The sequence below is a fragment of the Bacteroides sp. 14(A) genome (assembly GCF_000526555.1).
Classification (GTDB): Bacteria; Bacteroidota; Bacteroidia; order Bacteroidales; family Bacteroidaceae; genus Bacteroides; species Bacteroides cellulosilyticus.
Map to the genome: position 1 here is coordinate 764,926 of NZ_JAGH01000001.1, position 24,862 is coordinate 789,787.

Below are 24,862 nucleotides of genomic sequence, written 5' to 3' on the forward strand. Positions count from 1 at the left end.
TGTATTCTCCATTTGAAGTTCATTAGAAAGCTAAATTAATACCGAAAACAAATGCGCGGCTTCTGGGATAAGCACCAAAGTCAACGCCCGGTGTCAGACCATTTCCCATAGTAGAAACTTCAGGATCGAAGCCGGAATATTTGGTCCAGGTCAGCAGGTTAGAGCCTGTGGCATAAAGACGTAATTTGCTCAATCCGACTTTTCTGATCATCTTCTTCGGGAATGTGTAACCTAAAGTAATGTTACTCAGTTTCAGGAAAGAACCGTCTTCTACAGCCCAAGAGTGAATGTAAGTATCACCTGCTTCGTTATCATAAATGGCGGCTACAGTCTTGCCCTTGTTGATGTCTGCCATCTCCTGGGGATCTGTAATCAAGTCACCTGCCTTATTAACCAATACCCAACGGTGCTTAGAGTCAGCTACTGCCAAAACGTTTTTGTTCTGCAAAGCAGTTTTGGTATTGGTCAGTTTGGTTGCATTGAATACATCGTTACCGATGCTATAGGTAAGGAATATACTCAAATCGAAATCTTTGTAAGTGAAAGTGTTATTGATACCACCGTAAATTTTCGGATAAGCGTTACCAATGACTGTTTTGTCAGCTTCTGTAATTTTATTGTCTTTGCTACCATCTATATTCTTAAACTTCCACATACCCGGTTTTACATTACCTTTTTCACCTGCATACGGAACACCGTCTTTCAGTGTGTAAGTTTTAGTTGCTGCATCGTAATCAAAGTCAGATACTTGGTACAGACCATCTGTTACGTATCCGTACATCTGTCCCAAAGGTTGGTTCACACCGATAATGTGCGTATTCTGGCTGTAACCGAAGTTAGCCTCCCATAACTGCACATCTTCTCCCGTCAGTTTCTTTACAGAATTCTTATTGTGTGACAGAGTGATGGATGTGTTCCAGGTAAAATTCTTATTCGTGATATTGGTTGAGTTGATGGTTAAGTCAATACCTTTGTTTTCTGTTTCACCGGCATTGATAACCATGCTGTTGTAACCGGATGAAGTAGGCAGTTTGGCGTTTAGCAACAAATTGCTACTGCGGTTTATGTAAAATTCAGGAGAAATGGTTAAACGCTGATTGAAGAAACCGAAGTCAAGACCGAAGTTGAAGGTTTTGTTAGCTTCCCACTTCAAGTCAGGGTTAGGAATCTGCTTGGAAACATAACCGGGCTGGGTGGAGTCTCCATTGGGATAAGTAACAGATCCCAATACAGCCAGACTAAGGTAACTGTCGATACGGTTGTTACCCGCCATACCATAGCCCAAACGAACTTTTAAGTCAGAGAAGATATTCAAGTTCTTGATAAACTCTTCTTCTCCCAGGCGCCAAGCTGCTGAAAATGCAGGGAAATAGCCCCATTTGTTATTCTTACCGAATTTGGAAGAACCATCGGCACGAACCGAAGCGGTAAACAAGTATTTATCTTTGAAGCCGTAGTTGAAACGGGCGAAGAAAGAGAGCAATTTATCATCATAGTTTTCGGCAGATTGAACTGCTGTCGGAAGACCCAGTGAGAGGTCAGCCAAACCTATATCGTCATTCGGGAAGTTAGATGCTGCTGCTTTGAAATTACGGTTCCAACGGTCTACATATTCCTGACCTACCATGGCAGTCACGTCATGACCTTTACCCGACCAGTTATAGTTCAATACGTTTGAAGTCTGGAAGCTACCGGTCTCCAGATTTTGAATACTACCATTGATGCTTGAACGTTTTGCTGTGATTGACTTGTCTCCGTAGAAAACATCATTGCGTCGTGTCTGGTAACGCATACCTGTGGTATTACGGAAAGAGAGACCTTTGAAAAGTTTCAAAGTAAAGCCACCGTTAGCCTGGAATGTACGATATTCACGATCATTCGTCTCTTCTGCCGCAGAAAGTAAGGGATTCTGCATTACGTTACCCGAATCATCCAGGAAAATAGGGTCTTCATCTCCCAATAACAGGTCATCAGTTCCGTTGATACCTACTGTGGGGCGGTACTGCAAAATGTGCTGCATCTTATTGAAACGGTCGCCTCCTTCAGAAGTACCCATACCGGTAATTTTCATTTGGTCGTAGCTGATACGGGCGGTGATGTCCAAGCGGTCATTCACTTTATGATTCATGTTGAATGAAATGTTGTGCTTGTTGTTGCCGCTATATACCATGGCACCCTCTTCGTCATAATAAGAATATGCCAGGTTATAATTTAATTTATCAGTACCACCGGAAACGCCTACACGATAGTTTTGTGTAATTGCCGTGCGTCCCAATGTTTCATCTTGCCAGTCCAGCCCTTTACGATTGCCATAGTTTTTTTCAAGGTCACTGTAGTTGCCGTAGATTTCGGTGAACTTTTTGATGTCTTTCTCCCAGTCGTCCGGAGTGGTAGCGTCGTAAACGCGACGTTCATAATCCAACATCGTAAATTCATAAGTAGAAAGTACATCCAGCTTCTTGGCTATTTTCTTGAAACCTACATAACTGTCAAATGTAACAGTCGCTTTTCCGTCTTTACCACCGCTCTTGGTAGTAATAACGACTACACCATTAGCACCACGGGCACCGTAGATAGCTGTAGCAGAAGCATCTTTCAGGATGTCGATTGTTTCAATTTCCGCCGGGTCAAGGGTAGACATACCGTCTTCGCTGGGGAAACCGTCGATGATATACAAAGGTTCGTTACTTTGAGTAATGGAAATACCACCACGAACCCGAACAGAAATGGAAGCTCCGGGAGCACCTTCACTCTGCATAACCTGCACACCTGCCATGCGGCCGGCAAGGGCTTGTGTGATATCACTGGTAGGAACTTTCGAAAGTTCTTTGCTATTAACCGAAGCAACAGAACCGGTCAGGTCCTTACGTTTTACAGTTGCATAACCGATGGCTACAACTTCGTCCAGCAGTACGGCATCTGCCTGCAACGTTACATTAATAACACTCTGATTGTTGACTTTCACTTCCTGGGGAGTCATTCCCACATACGAAAAAACTAATACATCTTTAGATGCATCATTCACTTTCAGCGAATAGTGACCATCTATGTCAGTAACAGTTCCAATACCGGCAGCACCCTTAATAATAACGCTACCTCCAATAACTTCATAACCTTCGCTATCGACTACCTTACCAGTAACTGTCAGACTTTGCGCGTATGCAATCGTACTGACGAAAGCGAGGGAAAACAATAAAATAGATTCTTTTAATTTGAACATAATAAATAAATCTAAGGTTTAACTTTAGAGATCATTTTGTGACGGCAAACTTACTGCAAGCGCAAAAAAAAGTGAGAAAGTATTGTTTTTGATACTCCCAATTTTATGCTTTTTGCATGCTAATATTGTTCACCTTAGAATGTTTTTGTGTAAAATGTGCGCCACAGAGCCCTATGGAAGGGGGGCGCCTTTATTCAATAAAGAAATAATATGCAGGATTGATTGCTGAAAGACCATTGAGGTATCTCCGTATCATGTCCGTACCTCCTCCGTAGTATCTCCGTACCATCTCCGTAGTATCTCCATACTCATAGATACGGACTCAGTACGGAGGAGGTACTGACTTGATACGGAGGTGGCATTTCGTTGCTGGTGAATTTTCAAATTTATAGATTGTTGTCTGTCGGTAGATTTCGCCAGGTCGCAATACTGTAGAAGGAAATTGGGGCTTATTGGGGGAGTCTGGGAAATGCTGCATTTCGAGGCAGAATCCATAGTATTTACCGTACTTTCTATTGCCATGCCCATTCAGATAATCCATGTTGGAACTTGGAATATAAAATTGCATCCCGGGTTCAGTGGTGTATGCTTTTAGTATTCTTCCAGATACAGGTTCGGTGACTGTAGCTACTAATTCCAAAGAATCCGGGTGTTTATTTAGTTTATAATTGATATCATAAGTTTTTCCCATCATCCGTCGGATTTGTTTTTCGGCTGTTCGTGGAGTTCTGAAGTCATACTCCGTTCCTGTAACTGCCTTCAGCTCTCCGGTAGGGACTCCTGTTGAATCTACCGGGGTAATTGAGTCCGCATGCAATGTATAAAGATGGTTCAGTACAGGCTCTTTACAGCCGGTCAGATTGAAGTAGCTGTGATTGGTGAAATTTACAACAGTAGGCTGATCCGTGGTTGCCGTATAATCCAGGATTACTTCATTGCGATCAGTCAGTTTATAAGCGATTGACAGATTCAGGTTGCCGGGAAATCCTCCTTCAAGGTGAGCGCTTTTATAAGAAAAGACAACTATTGCCGTGTCTTTCACTACATAAAAGGTATCCGTTTCGAATACTTGAGTATTGAATCCCCGGCTTCCGCCATGAACAGAATTTCCTTTACTGTTCTTTTCAAGTTGAAAGATCTGGTTATCCAGGCAAAACTCGCCATGCTTGATTCTATTGGCAAATCTGCCTACAGTGGCACCAAATTTAGGATGCTTTCCCAAGTAACTTTCTAAACTATCGAAGCCCAGTACTACTTGTTCGAAGTTCCCCTTTTTGTCGGGTACGGAAACGGACGTTAGCGAGGCGGCAAAGTTGGTGACTTTGATTGTCATTCCATTCCTGTTTGTCAAACAGAAAAGCCGGATGGATGTACCATTTGCCTTAATTTGTGCGACTTCACTGACAGAAGGGGTTAATGATTGGGGTTGTTTACATGCTGCTAACAAGGACAGAACAATGAGTAGTGTCCACATCTTATATTTTCTCATATCTTATTTCTTTCCATATTCGGTAGGCAGACAACCTATATACTTCTTGAAGCGTGCTGCAAAATAAGAAGGAGTATTGTAGCCTACCATAAAACTGATTTCTGAAACATTGTATTTTCCTTCCTGCAAAAGCTGACATGCGCGGTTAAAGCGTATCTTGTGGATAAAGTCGATAGCTGACTTTCCTGTTATTGCTTTTAATTTCAGATGTAGATTAGAACGGCTCATATTCATCTCACGCGCAAATTGCTCTGTAGAAAATTCTACATTGTCCATGTTTCTTTCAATCACTGCAATCGCTTTTCTGAGCAGTTCTTCATCCATCGTGTTATTGGTAAGTTTCTCCGGTTCTATTTCGGTGGTATTGGAATAGTGTTCGAAGATGCGGTGGCGTGTACGCAGCATGTTCATAATCTTTGCTTTCAATATTGCCATCGAGAAAGGTTTGGCTATGTAATCATCTGCTCCTACCTGTAAACCTTCCAATTGATATTTAATATCTGCTTTGGCAGACAGCATATATATTGGAATATGACAGGTGCGTAAGTTTTGTTTTACCAACTTACATAATTTGGCACCATCCATTACGGGCATCATGACATCCGTTACAATCAGGTCAACTTCCTTCTCTTTCAGAATGTCTAATGCCTTTTGCCCATTTTCAGCTTCCAGCATATTGAATAAGCCGGACAATCCATTGACCAGATATTGCCTTAATTCTTTATTGTCTTCCACCACAAGGAGTGTTCCTCGTTTATTTGTATTCTCATTTTCTTCGCTTTCTGTATCGGCTTCTTCTTCATCACCGATATATACGTCGTGCGCATTCGTAGAGTATACCCGTTGATTGTCTGCGTTCTCTTCCCCTCCAAGCAGTTCTTCACGGCTATATACAGATTTATCTTGCGGAAGGTAAATGGAGAAAGTAGAACCTTTTCCGGGTTCACTCTCCAACTCAATTCTTCCATGGTGCAATTCAACCAGCCGTTGTACCAGGGAAAGACCGATACCGCTTCCTTCACGTCCGCTTTCCACTTGATAGAACCGCTCAAAAATCTTCTCCTGTTTTTCTTTGGGAATACCGATACCTGTATCTGTAACTTGCAGTACAAGATCACTTGCTTCCTGATACAGTTTTACCGTAATACTTTCACCTTCTTCGGTATATTTAAAAGCGTTCGACAGTAAGTTGTTAACAATAAGATCCAGATAGTTTTCATCGAATAACAGTTCTTTATCCTGCAATTCCGTATAGAAATTATAGTCTATATCTTTTTTCTTCGACAAACTTTCATAGTTCATGAAGCTATTCAAAACTCTTTTGTAGGCATTGGCACTTACCAGTCTTAGTTCAAAGATTCCCAACTCTGCCCGTCGGTAATCCATTAACTGATTGACGAGATGCAGCAAGCGGTTGGTATTTCTTTGTATATACAGTAACTGTTCATGTTCCCAATGTCCGGATATGCGACTTAGCAATTCTTGCAGTGGTGCTACAATCAGGGTGAGCGGAGTACGTAATTCGTGTGATATATTAACGTAAAAACGGATTTTCATCTGGCTGATTTCTTCCTGTTTCTCCTTGTCCAGTCTTTCCATAAGAATTTCAGCCTGCATACTTTTACGCAACCAGAAATAGCGGACAATGCCAAATACCACTAGCATGAAAGACAGAGCAAACAATGAAAGCGCCCACCAGGTACAGTACCAAACAGGCAGGACGCGAATATGAAGTACAGTCGGTTCCTCATTCCATTTACCGTCATTGTTCGCTGCTTTTATATAAAAAGTATAGTCACCTGCCGGCAAATTAGAGTACGAAACCGGACTGGTATCATTCTGTCTGTACCACTCGTCATTATACCCTTCCAGTTTATAAGCAAAAGTGTTGTGTTTGCCGGCGATATAGTTGGACACTACAAAAGATATGGCGAATGAATTCTGAGAAGAGGATAAGGTGATATGATCTGCATATTCAATCGTTTCACTCAATATTCCCGTTTCGTCGTTGGGAAGGACTTCCTTATTGTAAACAAACAGCTTGTTGATTACCGGTTTAGGAGTATAAGGATTGTCAATCAGTGTTTCCGGACGGAATAATGTAATGCCGTTGACACCTCCGAACAACATGTAACCGTTATCTTGACGACAATAAGATCCGGCATTAAACTGATTTCCCTGTAAACCGTCCAATATAGTAAAGTTACGGAACTTTCCATTTTCCGGATTCAGGCAACTCAAACCTTGATTGGTACTTATCCACAAACGAGCGTAAGCATCTTCCATGATGCCATAAATAACATTACTCGGCAAACCATCTGTCGTGGTATACTGCAATAGCTCCTTACTTCCTTCTTTCATAGCGAAAAGTCCGCTACGTGTCCCGATCCAGATATATCCCGATGTAGATTCATAAAAGCAATTCACAAATGCCTGTTGTAGTATCGGGTCTATATGGAAATCTGTATTGGCCAGGAAATCTGTTCCTATCTGATTATAAACAGATACCCCCATTTCACCTCCTACCCATATACGTCTCCTGGAATCGCGAAACAACAAACGGTTATATTGTTGTAATTTACGCCCATTCTGATCTTTGTCTACAATTGTAAAATTGCGCTTGTCTATATCGAAATGCAGGAGATGTTCCAGTGAAGCAACCCATAATCCTCCGTTCTCATCGGAGATGATAGAATAGATATTATTACTGGGTAAGTTACTGTTCTGGCGATTGAAGTATTCTACCCGTCCCGATTTGCGTTGGAGGGCCATCATGCCTCCGGCATGGGCTCCCACATATACTTTATCATGTTCCTCGTCTACATACACTGTTTTAATATCCTTGAAAGGTACATCCAATGATCCTGATTTAAACAGGTAGTTCTTGTATAATTTTGAGGTGGAATCATAGAAGTTCAATCCGCCATCACTTGTTCCAATCCACAGGTTATGTTCACTGTCTTCTACAATACAACTGACCACATTATTACTAAGTGAATTCAGAAAAGGAACATGCTTGATACGCTGGAAGCGATTACAAAGAGGATGGTAATAGTTCAACCCGCCCCAATAAGTTCCTAACCACATGCCGCCTTGAGAATCTTTAAAAATACTTCTGACAGAATTTTGTGACAGACTTCCTTCCTGTATCTCGGAACTTTTTATAGAAGAGAAATTGTCGGTAGCTTCTTTATAGATATTCAGTCCGCTATAAGTCCCTACCCATAAACGATTTTCCGTATCCAGCTCCAATGAGCGTACATAATTGGAATTTAAACCGGACTGCTCACTTTCATAACGATAGTTTTTCAACTCCTTGGTTTTGGCATCGTACATAAATAGTCCATCCCCTTCGGTTGCCATCCATATCCGGCTGAACATCTGACACAAAATGGCATGTATGCGTATCCCTGCGGGCATACTTACTAATCTTTCCAATTTACCTCCCGATAATGTGTAAGTATATACTCCATCTTCGGCACCTATATAAATGTATTCGCCCTGGCGTACTAAAACGGTTGGTTTCAACAAATGCAGGGAAGGTAAAGTATCGTTTAAGAAGCATTCTTTCTTGATATCGAAAAGTAAAATACCTTCTGCCGTACCCAGCATCAGCCAGTTCTCTTTAATGGGAGCAATGCTGTTGATGGGGACATTGATGCCATTCTTCTTATAGTAGTAATTGGAGAACGAGTTTTTACGACGATTATAAAAGGATAGGCCTTCACGGGTACCCACCCATATCTGATCCGAATCATCGATGGCTATGCACCGGGTTATGTCACTGGCAATACTATTGGGGTTTGTATATTCATGGCGGTATACAGTGAAATTGTAACCATCGTACTTATTCACACCGTCGTACGTGGCAAACCATAAATTTCCTTCTTTATCCTGATTAATTGCGAATATGGTACTGTGTGATAATCCATCTTCCATACCGATGTGAGAGAAGTAAATATCCTCCGTTGTTCCGGCATTCAGCATAAATGGAAATAACCCTCCTAAAAGTACTAACAAAGTTTGTATTATTTTCATAGTCGTATCCTATTACGAGACAAATTAACAAAATAGATTAGCGAAAAAGAATATTTATACGAATTTTCTTTTCCGAACTATTAGGAATTATTCGCAAAGGTACAAAAGAAAATCCAGGAACCGGATTGAATATTCGTCCATCTTTATCGGTTGGCGCTACTTCTATATGTCCGGCTGTACAGGTGATGGATAAAGTGCCTCCATCCTTGTTTATAGATGCTTTTTGGGGAGTTACTTTTACCTCTTCTGCGGGTGATGCGATGACTGGTAGCATCAGATATGTAGCGTCATAGCAGTTGTCTACGTTTATTTCAAGACCTTGCCGGGTGTAGGTATAGTAAATTGTGACAGGAATCTCTCCTTGGACAGGTGCGTTTTGATTTATATCGACCAAATGAGTATTCACGGTAAACCGATAGCCGTTCTTTTCTGTATCACAGATGATATCTGTATTCAGGTCATCCAAATTGCTATATATGGTCCCATTTTGCATAAACTCGATCCGTGGCGTACCTCCCATGATATACTTACGGTTATTACTCTGCATATTAGGCGCTTCAATCAACTGGTATTGGTTCATTGTAGCGGCAAAAACAGGTCCTGCCTCTGTATGCCATAGCATAGCGAGTGCGCCTCCCATCGGATGAGTACCTTTAATTTTATATTCTGCATCATATCCGGTGAATGTAGCACGCCAGGGGCCTTGAGAGATAAGCCAGGTATGGATATCCTTGAAATATTTCAGACCATAGGTTTTATCACGCGGAAGTTCTTGGGAAGAAGTGATATTCAAGGGAGGAAGTTCTAAAAAAGAAGTGATTGCCTTGGCGTGACCGAATGTATGGTGAATGCATGGGGAAATCCCGGAAACCCGATAATGCATGCCACCATAAAGCAGACCTTCGGAAGTAGCCTTTTTCAGTAATTGTATATTACGATGGATTGCTTCTAAATATTCCGGGTGTTGGGCAGCCATTGCATAATAGCCTCCCATAAAACCATCACTGGTGCGTCCGCCCCAATAAGTCCATTTAAAACTACGGGTTCCCCAACTATTGTCCCAGGCACCATCGGGTAACATAAACTCCAGGTGAGTAGCCATTGAACGGTCAACGAGAGTCAGTAAATCAGTGTCCTTTGCCATAAGGGCGTAATATACCATATTCGGCAAGGATTCTTCTACATTATAAAGCAGGTCTACCGGAAGACAGCCGTTTTTTGTCTTTGAACTTATATTGGGACCTTCACCATATAGAAAAGTATCGTTTTCAGTGAAAAAGTTTTTTAGATCGGCAGCTATCTGACGGGCTTCTTTTTGAAAATCAGGCCGGTTGCACATCTCTCCAATGGCATACAATGCATAGGTGGCTGAGGCTGAATAGTTCACATTCATATTCCGCATACCTTCCCGTTTGCGGCTGTATATAAAAGGAGTTGCCAGCATGAACTCACCAGCTTCTATCAGTCTTTGTTTCCAATGGTTCCGGGTAGAATCGTCTAATAAATGCCCATGGTAATGTAATGCTTCATAAAGAGCTATGGAAGCGAAGACTGTTGTACCGTTCCAGTCGGAGACATGTACATCGTTCATCCACGAGCCATTGGGAAGATGCACGTTTTCCATCCAGGCCATCAGGCGTTTGGCAGCAAGAAGGTATTTCTCTTTGTGTGTTTTATCAGCCAGATACATTAAGGGGAGTACGGCATCTCCGATGCGCCCATGCATGCGGGCACAGGCAGGGCACAGCACACCACCATTGAGAGACGGATGTAAATTGTCGCATTGATAAGTCAGGAATGTGTCCATCCACTCCGTTAATAACTTTTCTGATTCAGTGCGTAAAGAATTATCGAATGACAGATTGTTGTTGGTAGCCTCTTGGGCAGATAAGAATAATGCATTTAACAGTAATAGTACTAAGATTAAGCTTCTCATGTTTTTTTTTGATTAGATTATTATTTCAAAAGTAAAGTTTCGCCTCCAGTCTTTTCACCTCTTTTATATAATATCTTATTCACATTCGTCTATGACTAACCGTAATTTTGTTGAATCACTGCTAATATTGTCGAAATATAGCTTATTGAAACAATATTAGCACTCTTTTCGACATAAGAAAACGCTTGTTATTCATAAACGCCCTACTTTAGCCTCAAGAATTTATTATCCTTAATACATACTATTTTATGAGACACTTACCTTTATTTATGTGTACTGCTTTTTGTGGTTTATATTCCTCGCAAACCGAGGCAGCTGACAAAAAAAACGAAAGGCCCAATATCCTTTGGCTAACCTTCGAAGATACCAGTGCTTATGAATTTGGTTGCTATGGCAATGGCGATGTACATACGCCCAATGCAGATAGTTTGGCAGCTCGTGGCATACAATTTATGAATGCATGGTCTGTGGCACCACAAAGTTCGGCAGCTCGTTCATCTCTTATCACCGGATGTTATTCATCAACTTACGGAATGGATATACACCCGGTTTCTTATGATACTCCGGCTGATATATTCTTTCCTCAAAGATTGCGTGAAGCCGGGTATTACTGCACAAACAATAGCAAAACACATTATAACTCTACTACAGATAACAAAAGCTGTTGGGACGAATGTAACAATAAAGCTTCTTACAATAGTACCAAACGTGGAAAGGATCAGCCTTTCTTCGCTGTATATAACACAGTAACTTCACACATGGGACGTATCCGTACTTTCCACACTGATGGACGCAGGGATTATACTCAAGAGGGTATTTTCCCACAACAACTTACTTTACCTTCCTATGTGCCCGATTTGCCGGAAGTGCGGTCGGATTATGCAGGTCATCTGGAAGCGGTACAGGATGTGGATACTTGGTTGGGAATCTTCCTGAAAGATTTAGAAACTAGAGGATTGGAAGACAATACCATCATTTTCTTTTTCAGTGACCATGGCGGTTGCGTGGCGCGTGGTAAAGGTTATCTGTACGAAAGCGGACTGAAAGTTCCTATGATAGCCTACTTTCCTCCTAAATGGCGGCACCTGGCAAATGGAGCAAAAGGTAAAGAAAATGGTTTGGTGAACTTCACCGATCTGGGACCTACTGTACTTAGTTTAGCAGGTGTAAAGCCTCCCAAGAACATGCAAGGAAAGGCGCTTTACGGCAAGTTCGCCAGTAAAGAAAAGCGTGAAGTACAGTTTGCATTGGCAGCCAACCAACTGCATCATTTCATGCCGGTACGCGCTGTTACGGATGGTCGCTTCAAGTATATCCGTAGTTATATTCCTTACCGTCAGTTTGCTCTGCGTAATTATTATCAATGGGGAATGCCATCCAATAAAGCTTGGGACAAACTGGTGCTGGGAGGTCACAATACCAATCCGGACTGGAAGCAGACTTTTGAGCCTCATCCGGCGGAAATGCTGTTTGACCTTGAAAAAGATCCGGATGAATTGCATGATTTATCCGCTATTCCTGAGTATGCGGAAACCTTATATAAAATGCGTCAAGCATTATCCGACCACATTCGTACTACCCATGATTTGGGCTTTTTCCTCCCAAATTCACGTACCGGACATATACTTTATGAGAAAGTACGCAAAGAGAAATATCCCTTGGATGAGCTTTATGGGCTTGTCGAAATTGCGGGAACGGCAACTGTAGCTTCTCTTCCCATGTTGGAGAAAGCTATTGCCAGCCCTCTGCCGGAGATGAGATTCTGGGGGGTAGTAGGATATGCAAATCTTGCCAGAGAGAATCAAATTAATACTTGTCCGCAAGCATTATTGGCACTCTTGCAAGACGAGAATCCTTATATAGCTTCCGAGGCAGCTTATGCGGTTGTTTATCTGGGTAAAGCACAGGAAGGTATTGCCCGCCTTATTACTCCGGCTCAAGAAAAGGACAGGAAAATAGGTTACTCCTCTTTGGAATGTTTATCTTTAGACCCTGAAATGCGCGACTATATCCGTCCGTTTTTGTCTGAACTGAAAGAAGCCGCTGAAAATTTACCGCGTCTTGAAAATGAAGATGCCGGACTTATGGCGCGTGGTATCCTTGTAAACCTGGGTGAAATGGATATTAAAGATCTGCATGGCCCCGAAGCCTACAAGAAAGGTTTGAAATTAAACTATGGCCGCAGGGCAATGGTACCTCTACCTAATTAGGAGTTGAAGGAGTTATCAGTCTGCTTGCAGGCTGATAACTCCTTCAAATAAGCTCCATCTAACTCTTGATTCGTATACATTATTAAATATCAATTAAAGAATGAGAACCGCAGTATTAATCCCCCTTTGTCTTTGGTCTTTGGTAACAGTAAGTCCGGTCCGTGCACAGTCAGATAACTTAACACCCCTGAAAGAACGCGTAAATGTGCAGGCTGATTCAGCCCGTACAAATCAGATTATTAATGGGTGTTGGGTGGCCGTCGGTACAAATAAACCCCATACCATTCAGTTGGATTATTCCCGTCCTTTCCAAGGCAAACCTTCTTATCGCTTCGAGCTGAAACAGGAAGACAATACTTTGGAAGGCTATGCCCAGGGAGAAACCAAAGGTCGTGCCGAATTGTGTTATTGTTATGCTGTTGCCAATGATTTCCGTAACTATCCGGCAACTGAATACCTTAATGCGCAGAAAATGAAGACTGTATACCATTACGGTAAAGGAAGTTGTCCGCAAGGCTCATCCATGAGTTATACATTCTCTGTTTACATTCCGCGGACTTTGGATAAGGAAGTGTCTACCATCTTTGCACAATGGCATGGTATGCCGAGTCGTACACTTGTTTCCGACCCTGACGGTAAAGTGATGAGACTTAGCGTTGAAGAATTCCTTGAGTTGGAAAAGAGGATGATTTTCAAGAAGAATATAGCCCATGACAAAATAACTAAAATCAATTCCAAAGGAGATACAATCTATAAAGCCGGAAAACCTAATGGCTGGCTGATTGAGCAAGGTGGCTATCCACCTCTTGCTTTCGGCTTTTCACAAGGTTATTTCTATATTAAAGCTAACTCGGACCGCAAATGGCTGACCGATAAAACCGACCGTTGTAATGTAAACCCGGACAAGGCAGAGATTATGAAGCCCGTAACCTCCACTTATAAAGCTTCGACAATAGCTTACAAAATGCCGTTTGATTCCTTTCCGAAAGATTGTTGGATAACCTTCCGGGTGGATATTGACTGGACTCTGTACGGGAAAGAGAAAGAAACCATTCTGAAGCCCGGTCTTCTGGATGTGATTATGTCCTATCAGCAGGCTGGAAAAGAAGTTAAGAAGCATATTGTAAATAAGGAAGAGATATTAATAGGACGCAATGACGAAGAAGGTTATTACTTTAAATTCGGTATCTATCGTGTTGGAAACAGTACTATCCCTGTTCTATACAATCTTGCCGGTTATGAAGAGCATGAAAAAAGCTCCGGGAAATAAGGCTGTGGGCAAGGACTAAATAAAACCTGCACTACTTTCCCTCAACTCTCGAACTTTTTCGTACTTTTGTCGCTTCAAATTGTTATAGATGAATGGGGGCACTCCAGCCGTCTGTTTGTAAATCATAGATTAAGCGTATGTTGACTAAAGTAATCGAACAAGCTAAGATAGACCGTTTTGCCAGGTGGATGGGGCATGCGGAGAGAATAGTAATTGTAGCCCATGTAGCGCCGGATGGCGATGCCATAGGCTCTTCATTGGGATTGTGGCACTTCCTGAATTCACAAGATAAAACGGTAAATGTCATTGTGCCGAATGCCTTCCCCGATTTTCTGAGATGGATGCCGGGCAGCAAAGATGTGTTACTTTACGATCACTACAAAGAATTTGCCGATAAGCTGATATCTGAGGCCGAAATAATCTGTTGTCTGGATTTCAACGCTTTGAGTCGTATTGATGCAATGGCAGATGCCGTAAAGGCTGCAAAAGGGAAAAAAATATTGATAGACCATCATCTGTATCCCGAAGAATTTTGTGATATTACAATTTCACATCCGAATATATCTTCCACTTCCGAACTGGTGTTCCGTCTGATATGCCGTATGGGTTATTTCAATGAAATTACCAAAGCGGGAGCAGAGTGTATTTATACCGGTATGATGACCGATACGGGTGGCTTTACCTATAATTCCAATAACCGGGAAATCTATTTTATCATCAGCGAGTTGCTTTCCAAGGGCATCGATAAAGATGATATTTACAGGAAAGTCTATAATACTTACTCTGAGAGTCGTTTGCGGTTGATGGGATATGTGCTTTCGCAAATGAAGGTGTATCCTGATTATCATGCAGCCTTGATTTCGTTGACCAGAAACGAACAGGGACGCTTTGATTATATCCGGGGTGACAGTGAAGGATTTGTAAATATTCCCCTGAGTATAAAGGATGTGGTATTTTCCTGTTTCTTACGTGAAGATACGGAGAAGCCAATGATTAAAGTTTCGTTGCGTTCGGTAGGCACATTTCCCTGTAATCAATTGGCTGCCGAATTCTTCAATGGAGGTGGACACTTGAATGCTTCCGGTGGTGAATTCTATGGTACAATGGATGAAGCAAAGAAAGTTTTGGAGCGTGCTTTAGAGAAGTTTAAGCCTTTACTGAATGCGAAAGGATAAAAAAAGAGGGGCACAAAGGTTAAAAGATACGAAGTTTCCTCGTAGAGCTTTCAACTTTCAACGAAATCGAATACTTTTGTACGGAATTACTAAATAACAGATAATGAAGAAACTTACATTATTCTTTTTGTCCTTGCTGGCATGTGGATTGGCTTTCCAGGCTTGTGATAATACCAAGACTTATGCAGAAATGCTGGAGGACGAAAAAGATGCTATAAAGGCATTTATACGGGACAGTAGTATCACTGTTATATCTCAGACTGAATTTTACAGAAACGACTCGACTACGGATGTGAACAAGAATGAATATGTACAGCTTGCCAGTGGTGTATATATGCAGATCATAAATAAGGGTTCCACTAATTTGGCTGATACGGTAAAGGCGAATGATCAGATTCTGGTTCGCTTCTCAGAATATAGCCTTATGGATAAAGTGGTAACTGTGTCCAATCTGGATTATGCAGAAGTAGTCGATGAATTTAACTATAGAGTAACAAGTTCTTCTATTGCCGGTCAGTTTACACAAGGATTTATGCTCTCTTATTATGGAACTTCTGTGCCTGCCGGTTGGTTGGTGCCGTTGGCGTATGTGCGTGATGGCGCATGCGTTAAACTGATTGTTCCTTCTAAAATGGGACATAGCTCGGCTATGCAATCTGTATACCCTTATTATTACTATATTCAGAAATATCAAATCTATAAATAATTATAGTATAACCAACAATCTTTAAATCATTAACCTAATGACTCTAATCAAATCTATCTCTGGAATCCGCGGAACCATTGGCGGAGGAGCGGGTGTGGGCTTGAATCCGCTTGACATTGTGAAATTCACATCAGCGTATGCCACACTTATTCGCAAAACGTGCACGGTAAAAAGCAACAAAATTGTAGTAGGACGCGACGCCCGTATTTCGGGTGAAATGGTGAAGAATGTAGTAGTAGGTACTCTGATGGGTATGGGCTGGGATGTAATCGACATTGATTTGGCTTCCACTCCGACTACTGAATTGGCTGTAACCATGGAAGGTGCCAGTGGCGGTATTATCCTGACAGCATCGCACAACCCCAAACAATGGAACGCTCTGAAATTGCTGAATGAACGTGGCGAATTTCTGAATGCAGCCGAAGGCAATGAAGTACTTCGTATTGCTGAGGCAGAAGAATTTGAATTTGCTGATGTAGACCATCTGGGCTCGTATCGCAAGGATCTGACTTATAATCAAAAACATATAGATAGTGTGCTGGCGCTCAACCTGGTAGATGTAGAAGCTATCAGAAAAGCGAATTTCCGCGTGGCTATTGACTGTGTAAACTCGGTGGGTGGTATTATTCTGCCGGAATTGTTGAAACAACTGGGTGTGCAGCATATAGAGAAGCTCTACTGTGAGCCGACAGGTGACTTCCAACACAATCCTGAACCGCTTGAAAAGAACCTGGGTGACATAATGAACCTGATGAAGGGTGGTAAAGCGGATGTGGCTTTTGTTGTTGACCCTGACGTGGACCGTCTGGCAATGATTTGCGAAGATGGAAAGATGTATGGTGAAGAATATACGCTGGTAAGTGTGGCTGACTATGTGTTGAAGCATACTCCGGGCAATACGGTTTCTAACTTGAGTTCTACACGTGCGTTGCGCGATGTAACCCGTAAGTATGGTAAGGAATACTTTGCTTCTGCTGTGGGCGAAGTGAACGTAACCACTAAAATGAAGGAAGTAGGCGCTGTAATCGGTGGTGAAGGCAATGGTGGAGTTATTTATCCGGAAAGTCATTACGGTCGCGATGCATTGGTGGGTATTGCTTTGTTCCTGAGCCATCTGGCACATGAGGGTAAGAAAGTGAGTGAACTTCGTGCAACTTACCCGTCTTACTTCATGGCAAAGAACCGTGTAGACCTGACTCCTGAAACGGATGTGGATGCTATTCTGGCTAAGGTGAAAGAGCTTTATAAGGATGAAGAAATCAATGACATCGATGGAGTGAAAATAGATTTTGCTGATAAGTGGGTACACTTGCGCAAGAGTAACACCGAACCGATTATTCGCGTGTATAGCGAAGCTTCCACACCGGAAGAAGCAGAAGAAATCGGGCAGAAGATTATGAAGGTAATTGAAGATCTGGCGAAGTAAAAGCTGTCAAGAGCAGATTTATAAATATTCAACAAATGGGAGGCTTTGGTCTCCCATTTGTGTTTCAGGAACAGATGGTCTGTTTACCCCGGGCACATCATCCGTTTCCGCAAGGGCGGTCTTTTTATTTTAATGAGAGTACTTTGTCAATCTCCCCTTCAAAGTTTGGAGTGAATATCCCTTTGCCTAAATTCTCTTTAATTTCTTCTATCGTCCAGAAACGTCCGCCATCCAGCTCATCACTGGGGAGTATCTCACCATCGTATATGGTCTTGTGCACAAAGACGAGTTCTTTTTCGCGTGCGGACTCGAATACATAATGCGTAACCGTTTCAGGCGTAAAGTCCGTGATGCCCAGTTCTTCGCGCACTTCGCGCTTCAGAGCCATCTCTACGCTTTCGCCCAAATCCACATGTCCTCCTACGGATGTATCCCACTTCCCCGGTTGGATATCTTTCCATTCGGGACGTTTCTGCATATACAATTCACCTTTGGAATTGAAAACATGAAGGTGAATTACCGGATGCAATAGTTTGCTGCCATTGTGACATTCGCCACGGGTAGCGGCGCCTGTAATATTTCCCTGTTCATCGACAAGAGGAAACATTTCCTGGTTATTATCGCTATTCATTATCATAAATCATTTTTGGTGAATCCTTTCACGGTAACACGTCCGGGATTGGATTGGTTAAGTTGTAGTTTGAGAGATATTTCTGCAATGGCATTGAAAAGGCTTTCATGATCTTGTTCGTTACTGTCCAAATCTTCGGCTATCTCGGATAGTTGTACTTTTATTTGTTCTAATTCATCCTTTACGGAAAGACTGCTTTCTTTGCATGCGAAAACAAGTTGGCGCATCCGCGTAAATGTTCGCATTATATTGATATTGATTTGAATGGCAAGCGGGCTACGCAGAACAGATGAAAGCATTGATACACCATTTTCTGTAAAAGCAAATATGTTTGTAGAGCCAACATTATATTCAGGGGATATCACATTTTGTGATACCCCTATGTGTATCAGATTGTTAGCTTCTTCTTTGGTGAGCATAAACATAAAATCCTCAGGAAATCTTTCAATATTTCGTCTTACTGCCTGTTTTAATGTTCTTGTTTCTATTCCATAGAGTTCTGCTAAGTCAAAGTCCAACATGACTTTTGTGCCACGCACTTCGTATATCTTATTTTCAATTAATATTAGTTCGTCGTTCATGATTAGGTATTTTAATTTGTATATACAGGTTACGGTATTAATAATGAAGAATCCCCATAACTTAGAAAACGGAAATCATGGTTTAATGCAAAGTCATATATGTTTCGCCAATTGCCTTTTACAAAGGCGGAGACGAGTAATAGTAAGGTGCTTTGTGGTTGATGGAAATTAGTGACCATGGTATTTACAATCTTGTAGTCGTAGCCCGGTGCAATAATAATTTGCGTACTGGTGTGCAACGCTTCCATATCATGGCGGTTCAAGTAATCGAGAATGGCCTGCAACGCTTTTACAGATGTGATACTTGCAGTCTCTTCAGCTGTCTCATAAGGCTGCCATTGATGAACATGAAGTTCTTCTTCTGTTGCATTCGGATTTTTCAGAAGGGTGACACCGATATGATAGAGACTTTCCAGTGTTCGTACGGAGGTAGTACCTACGGCAATTGCTTTTCCGTTGTGGGCAATCAGATTTTCAATTGTCCCGCGAGAAACAGATATATATTCGGTATGCATCTCATGTCCTTCGATTTCTGCGCTCTTTACAGGTTTGAAAGTTCCAGCGCCTACGTGCAATGTCAATTCCTCCAAATCTACTCCTTTTTCTTTTAATGCGTTCAATACACGGGGAGTAAAGTGCAACCCGGCGGTCGGAGCGGCTACTGAACCTTTTATTTTAGAATAGACAGTCTGATAAGTTTCCTTATCACTTTCTTGTGTATCCCGATTCAGATAAGGCGGAATGGGAAGTTCACCGAATACTTCAAGGATATCAGCAAAAGTTATCTCCGGATTATCCCAACGGAAATCTACCCAATGGCTGGTGCCGTGGCATTCACCACGGGTAGCAGTCAAAGTAATCGGTTGCTCTTTTACAGTCATTTCCCGTTTCAGCGTACCTTCTTTCCATTTCTTCAGATTACCGATCATACAAAGCCAGGCGGCATGTTCGGTTTGCTGGAAATTAAGCACATAATCGTTCGGCTCAATCGGTTCCAGACAAAAGACTTCAATGAGAGCGCCGGTTTCTTTACGGAAGTGCAGGCGTGCCTGTATCACTTTTGTATTATTGAATATCATCAGACTTCCCGTCGGGAGATAGGATGGAAGTGAAGTAAAGCGGTCTTCGGATACTTCACCATGGCGGTAGACCAGGAGTTTGGACTGATCGCGCACTGGTAGAGGGAATTTTGCGATACGTTCATCCGGTAACGGATAGTTAAATTCACTGATACGGATATGTTTTGGATCTTCTTTCATGATAAACTTCTTTACGGGCTGCAAAGGTACGGATATTTATTCTCTTTTTTCTATCTTTTTTTATTGAGTTGCCGTATCTTTGTAGAGCGATTGGGCTTTCGAACTTCAATCGTAAATTCTAATTCGTCAAATACTTAAATAGAAAGAAGATGAAAATAGGTGATAAAGTACGCTTCCTGAATGAGATCGGGGGTGGTATTGTGACGGGATTTCGGGGAAAGGATATTGTGTTGGTAGAAGATGCCGATGGATTTGATATCCCGATGCCCATACGTGAGTGTGTGGTGATTGATACGGATGATTATAATATGACGAGACCGGTGCCGAAAGCTACTCCGAAGAAAGTAGAAGAGAAGCCGGTGCGATCTTCTATTTCCCATCCTGTACAGGAAGAAAAAGAAATGGGACATTTGTCTAAGCCTCAAGTTTCTGCTTTTCGTCAGCCGGAAATGCGTGGTGGGGATGTGCTGAATGTTTTTCTGGCTTTCGTTCCGGAAGATATCAAAGCAGTCAGCACGACCCCTTTTGAAGCTTATCTGGTGAATGACAGTAACTATTATTTGTATTATACCTATCTCTGTGCTGAAGGAAAAGCATGGGAGGTCCGTTCCAATGGAGTAGTAGAGCCGAATACAAAATTCTTGCTGGAAGAATTTGAAAAAGCAGAATTGAATGATCGTGAACACGTAGCTGTGCAATTTATTGCTTTTAAGGAAGGGCGTTCGTTTGCTATGAAGCCGGCAGTAAGCGTGGAACTCCGTATTGATACGGTGAAGTTCTATAAATTGCATACATTCCAGGAGTCGGAGTTCTTTGAAACGCCTGCATTGATTTACGATATAGTAAAGGATGATGTTCCCACTAAACAAGTGTATGTTTCTGCTGAAGAATTGCAATCAGCTTTGTTTAAGAAAACAGTGGTAGACAAACCCAAATCTCAGCCGATTGTGAAACGTGGCGGACAAAGTGGCATTATTGAGATAGACCTTCATATTGGTGAATTGCTGGATGATACTCATGGAATGAGCAACAGTGAGATACTGAATTATCAGCTGGATAAATTCCGTGAAGTGCTGGAACAGTATAAGAATAAACGTGAACAGCGTATTGTCTTTATCCACGGAAAAGGTGACGGTGTACTTCGTAAAGCGTTGCTGGATGAACTGAAACGTAAATATCCTACTTTCCGGCATCAGGATGCCTCTTTCCAGGAATATGGTTTCGGGGCAACGATGATAACGATTAAATAGTTACAAGCCACAAAAGCTACAAGCTACAAGTTGCTGCGCTATTATTCTGCATAGCACTCGTAGCTTGTAGCCTGTACTCGTAGCTATTATATTTTCTTTCCCAAAGGAATAGAAAGTCCGATAAAGGCATTCACATGTTTGGAGTTATTTCCAAAATACATATAGTCAGTACCCAGCATCAAAGGACCTATCTTGAAAGCAATACCGAATGTTTCGCCACCTTGTAACATGGAATAGCTCAACGTAGTATTAATCAAAGTATTGGGACGATAATTGGCGGAGAATGTCAATTCAGAATACGTTTTTAACTGGCCGAAACGGGTTGTTGATAATAATCCTAATCCCAGTTTGTTGTTCAGTAATCCGTATTCACCTCCGATAACCATAGTCGGTGATAAGGAGGTGGTGCGCGATTTGTTTTCCTTCTTCTTCAAACCGAATAAATCAAAGTCTAAAACATCATCGCTATAGTTATCCCTATTTATGGTTGTATTCTTATCTGATTCAGCTACTTGTGAGTTTGATTTACCCCAAGAAATAAATCCTAAATCAAGAATAGCGGCAGAGACATTTAGATTCTTCATTATCTGGTAACTTGCTCCCAAGTCAAGACCTGCCCCATAACCGCTGATACCAAAACTATTATAGTCCAGATCAGTGATATAACCATTCTCTTCTTCAAGTTCCAAACCTTTGGCTGAAGCCTCCATATAAGCATCCGCCTTTAGCTGAAATTCGGAATCATATCCGGTTCCCTTTCCAGACATCTGAATCTGATTAATTTTCAGATTTATATTTCCTGCACCTAATAAAAGTTTGGCTTTACCGCCTACGGTTAAGCGCTCGTTGATGGCACGTGAATATCCTGCTCCGACTTCTATGTAAGCGTTCAAACGTAGTTTTTCATTGCGGATATCAAAACTCTCACCGCTCCAGCTGAAATTATCAGCGTCTGTTGCGCGCAGGTAGTCGAACATGGTTTTAGGAATAGTGGCGTCCACATCAGCCCGTGCCCCTACATTGAATGACCAGAAACCTTTTCCTTTATAGAATCCGAAAGATATAACATCTGTATTTGCACTGATATTCACTTCATTCATTCCTTTCAGGCGATTGTAGAACTTGTCGTTGTTATAAAATTCACCGTCGGAATCGAAAACGTCGATGACATCTTGTATACCAAGTGAGTTAGTGGCTACTTCGGCATTCACGGAACCGATGCCGGGGAGATTGACATAACCACGTTTGGGTTGCAACGCCGGATTTAACTGAATGCGGGTACTGCTACCTTCCATAAAATAGGATGAACGCAAGTATTGCGCCTGCATAGCGGTGGGGAGAAGAAAGGAGATACAAATCCCCAAAAGTATAAGCTTTCTCATTGTGTCTCGTAATTTGTGGGTTACTGTTAATGATTACTTCAATTTGTTTATGCAAAGTTAAAATAAGTATTTGTGATACCCAAATTATATAATAAGTAAAAACAGGATAAATAAATATCTTAGCGGATAAGTGGTCTTAAAATTGTACTAAATGGGAAAAACTATTATATTTGTAGCAATGCATGAAGGATATCTTTATTCTTTATATAAATGTCAATAGCTATGAACACGATATATGGCAAAATTCTGTGGAGAACTTCTCTTCCGGTTCTCTTACTACTATTCTTAGCTGTTTCGTGTAAACAGTCTGAGCAGCATTCCTCTTGGGAGAAAAAATACGACTCTTTTTATCGTTCGGTTACAGACTCTTTGACCACTCATCCACAACAGATACGTGCGCTGGCAAAGCAAAAGATGGAGATGTCGACTGATAGTCTGGAATGGTATTATTACTCTGCTATAGTATTAAAAACGTATATGTTCACTTCGGATGTGGACTCAGCTCGCTATTTAATAAAACGGATAGAAGACTTTTGTGCCCGTGAACAATCTTCACCCTATCTTGCTGATTTACGCTCGGAATATCTGAATACAAAAGGTAATATTTATGTGCGTGTAGGCGCTATGGATTCGGCTATTGTCTGCTTTACAGATTCTTACAAACAACGTTTGCAGGGAATGAAGACAGAATCAGTCCCGGATATTCTTATCAATCTGGCTGATGCATGCAGCCGACAGGGAAAATATGACGTAAGTGCATTTTGGTATCGTAAAGCGCTGCAAATCGGAGATTCTTTAGGAATATCGGAGGGGCGTCGTCATCCTGTTTATTATGGGCTGGCTCAGGTGTATATGGCTTTACACGACTTTGATCAGTGCGACTATTACTATAATCTGGCAGGGATGTTTTATGATAAAATGCTTCCTTACGAGAAATATATCTATTTGAATAATCGTGGTAATTCATATTATTATCGTGAGGATTATCCGGAAGCTTTAAAATATTTCAAGAAAGGTTTCTCGTTGGCGGTTTCTCATCCCGATATGGGCTTTGAGAAAAACCTGTGCATGGTGAATCTGGGGGATGTCTATCTGCAAATGAATGAACCTGACTCAGCGGCTAAATATATCAATGAATGCCAACCCTTTTTTCGGAAAATAGGGGCAGCAGGAGCGCTTTATTATATTGATACCCAACGCATCGGTCTGGCTCTGGAGCGAAATGATATGGCAACCGTAAGGAATCTGCTAAGTAAGGCTACCAATCCGAATCATATAGAGCCGGACATGCTGCATATCCGTAATAAGTATTTGCAGGAGTTTTACGAGAAGACGGCAGATTATAAAAATGCTTTCTTTTATCAGAAAGAAAACAGCCGGCTGGACGATTCTATCCGTAATGAACATGTAAGAATGCGTACGGCCGATATGTCATTGAGATATCAACAGGACTCTACACTGTTGGCAAAGAACATATTGATTGAGCAGCAGAAGGTAGAGATGTTAAAGTTGCACGAGGGACGTTTCTTCTGGATTGGAGTTTGCGTTTTGGTATTGGTTATTGCTTGTTTCATCTATCTGTATGAAAAGAAAAGACGGGCTCTTCTGCTCGCGCAAAGTCAGCGTACCATATCTTCTTTACGTTTGGAGAATATACGTAACAGAATGTCACCGCATTTTATTTTCAATGTGCTGAACCAGGAAATGGGCAGTCGGGAAGGGGAGAATAAAAAAGAGCTCTCCTCATTAGTGAAACTAATGCGACGGAATTTGGAATTAGCTGAGCAAATGTGTGTTACCTTAAAAGAAGAATTAGGTTTTGTGCAAACCTACATTGATCTTCAACGCCGTTCTTTGGGACCGGAATTTAAGGTGACTATTGAAGTTGGTGAAGATGTAGACACCAATCAGTTGCTTCTGCCTTCCATGTTAATACAGATACCGGTGGAGAATGCCATCAAGCACGCTCTTCGGGGTAAAGAAGGTGAACGGCGCCTTTGGATTGATGTTCATCGTTCCGGTACTTATATTTGTGTCCGGATTACGGATAACGGGGGCGGGTTCAAACTGAACAGTGCTAACAGAGGGACAGGGACCGGAATGAAGGTAATCATGCAAACTATTCAGATTTTGAATGCTAAGAATAAGGAAATGATTGAAACTTCGGTACACAATATTCCTTTGCCGGATGGCGAGACCGGATGTGAAGTAAGTTTTCATTTACCGTTGAATTATGATTATTCAGTTTAATGATTTTTGAATAATCCTCAATTTTGATTGGATATCCGT

At 41.7% G+C, this 24,862-nt stretch carries 15 protein-coding genes; 7 read left to right on the top strand and 8 right to left on the bottom strand.

Annotated elements, in window-relative coordinates; translation table 11 throughout:
• Positions 1-22 precede the first annotated feature (22 nt).
• The 4 genes from K429_RS0102685 to K429_RS0102700 form a co-directional block, all read right to left on the bottom strand.
• A complete protein-coding gene (locus tag K429_RS0102685) occupies positions 23-3,220 on the bottom strand; it encodes a TonB-dependent receptor (protein ID WP_025725963.1) in 3,198 nt (1,065 codons plus the stop codon).
• A gap of 322 nt (positions 3,221-3,542) precedes the next feature.
• A complete protein-coding gene (locus K429_RS0102690) occupies positions 3,543-4,709 on the bottom strand; it encodes an aldose epimerase family protein (protein ID WP_007210165.1) in 1,167 nt (388 codons plus the stop codon).
• Positions 4,710-4,712: 3 nt separating this feature from the next.
• Positions 4,713-8,747 carry a two-component regulator propeller domain-containing protein gene (locus K429_RS0102695; protein WP_025725964.1) on the bottom strand — a complete coding sequence of 1,345 codons (4,035 nt, stop codon included), beginning with the start codon at positions 8,745-8,747 and terminating at the stop codon, positions 4,713-4,715.
• Between the two features lie 37 nt (positions 8,748-8,784).
• Positions 8,785-10,683, bottom strand: coding sequence for a hypothetical protein (locus tag K429_RS0102700; protein ID WP_025725965.1), 1,899 nt, complete (start codon positions 10,681-10,683; stop codon positions 8,785-8,787).
• Between the two features lie 248 nt (positions 10,684-10,931).
• Here K429_RS0102700 and K429_RS0102705 point away from each other — a divergent pair, with 248 nt between their 5' ends.
• From K429_RS0102705 to glmM, 5 genes are all read left to right on the top strand, one after another.
• Complete coding sequence (locus K429_RS0102705; protein ID WP_025725966.1) at positions 10,932-12,893, top strand: sulfatase; 1,962 nt, start codon at positions 10,932-10,934, stop codon at positions 12,891-12,893.
• Between the two features lie 100 nt (positions 12,894-12,993).
• Positions 12,994-14,163, top strand: coding sequence for a heparin lyase I family protein (locus K429_RS0102710; protein WP_025725967.1), 1,170 nt, complete (start codon positions 12,994-12,996; stop codon positions 14,161-14,163).
• 137 nt (positions 14,164-14,300) lie between these two features.
• A complete protein-coding gene (locus tag K429_RS0102715) occupies positions 14,301-15,338 on the top strand; it encodes a bifunctional oligoribonuclease/PAP phosphatase NrnA (RefSeq protein WP_007218859.1) in 1,038 nt (345 codons plus the stop codon).
• A 103-nt stretch (positions 15,339-15,441) separates the two neighbouring features.
• On the top strand, positions 15,442-16,044 hold the full coding sequence (locus K429_RS0102720) for a DUF4827 domain-containing protein (protein WP_007218860.1): 603 nt from the start codon (positions 15,442-15,444) through the stop codon (positions 16,042-16,044).
• Between the two features lie 37 nt (positions 16,045-16,081).
• Entirely contained in the window at positions 16,082-17,470 is a 1,389-nt protein-coding gene (glmM, locus tag K429_RS0102725; protein WP_007210173.1) for a phosphoglucosamine mutase, read from the top strand.
• A 124-nt stretch (positions 17,471-17,594) separates the two neighbouring features.
• Here glmM and K429_RS0102730 read toward each other — a convergent pair whose 3' ends face one another.
• From K429_RS0102730 to K429_RS0102740, 3 genes are read right to left on the bottom strand one after another with little or no spacing between them, the layout of a single operon-like run.
• The gene (locus K429_RS0102730; RefSeq protein WP_022208224.1) at positions 17,595-18,101 is read right to left on the bottom strand and encodes an NUDIX domain-containing protein; all 507 of its coding nucleotides are present in this window, start codon (positions 18,099-18,101) and stop codon (positions 17,595-17,597) included.
• Positions 18,102-18,103: 2 nt separating this feature from the next.
• Positions 18,104-18,682 (bottom strand): ORF6N domain-containing protein, encoded by a 579-nt coding sequence (locus K429_RS0102735; protein ID WP_007210176.1) that lies wholly within the window; start codon positions 18,680-18,682, stop codon positions 18,104-18,106.
• A 29-nt stretch (positions 18,683-18,711) separates the two neighbouring features.
• Positions 18,712-19,941 (bottom strand): S-adenosylmethionine:tRNA ribosyltransferase-isomerase, encoded by a 1,230-nt coding sequence (locus K429_RS0102740; protein ID WP_025725968.1) that lies wholly within the window; start codon positions 19,939-19,941, stop codon positions 18,712-18,714.
• Between the two features lie 149 nt (positions 19,942-20,090).
• On the opposite strand from K429_RS0102740, the gene K429_RS0102745 reads away from it, so the two are divergent.
• The gene (locus K429_RS0102745) at positions 20,091-21,191 is read left to right on the top strand and encodes a DUF2027 domain-containing protein (RefSeq protein WP_025725969.1); all 1,101 of its coding nucleotides are present in this window, start codon (positions 20,091-20,093) and stop codon (positions 21,189-21,191) included.
• A gap of 86 nt (positions 21,192-21,277) precedes the next feature.
• Here the strand turns inward: K429_RS0102745 and K429_RS0102750 are convergent, their stop codons facing one another.
• Positions 21,278-22,573: a DUF5723 family protein gene (locus K429_RS0102750; protein WP_025725970.1), complete on the bottom strand. Its 1,296-nt coding sequence runs from the start codon at positions 22,571-22,573 to the stop codon at positions 21,278-21,280.
• A 222-nt stretch (positions 22,574-22,795) separates the two neighbouring features.
• Here K429_RS0102750 and K429_RS0102755 point away from each other — a divergent pair, with 222 nt between their 5' ends.
• Positions 22,796-24,823 carry a histidine kinase gene (locus tag K429_RS0102755; protein WP_007218866.1) on the top strand — a complete coding sequence of 676 codons (2,028 nt, stop codon included), beginning with the start codon at positions 22,796-22,798 and terminating at the stop codon, positions 24,821-24,823.
• Positions 24,824-24,862: the final 39 nt, after the last annotated feature.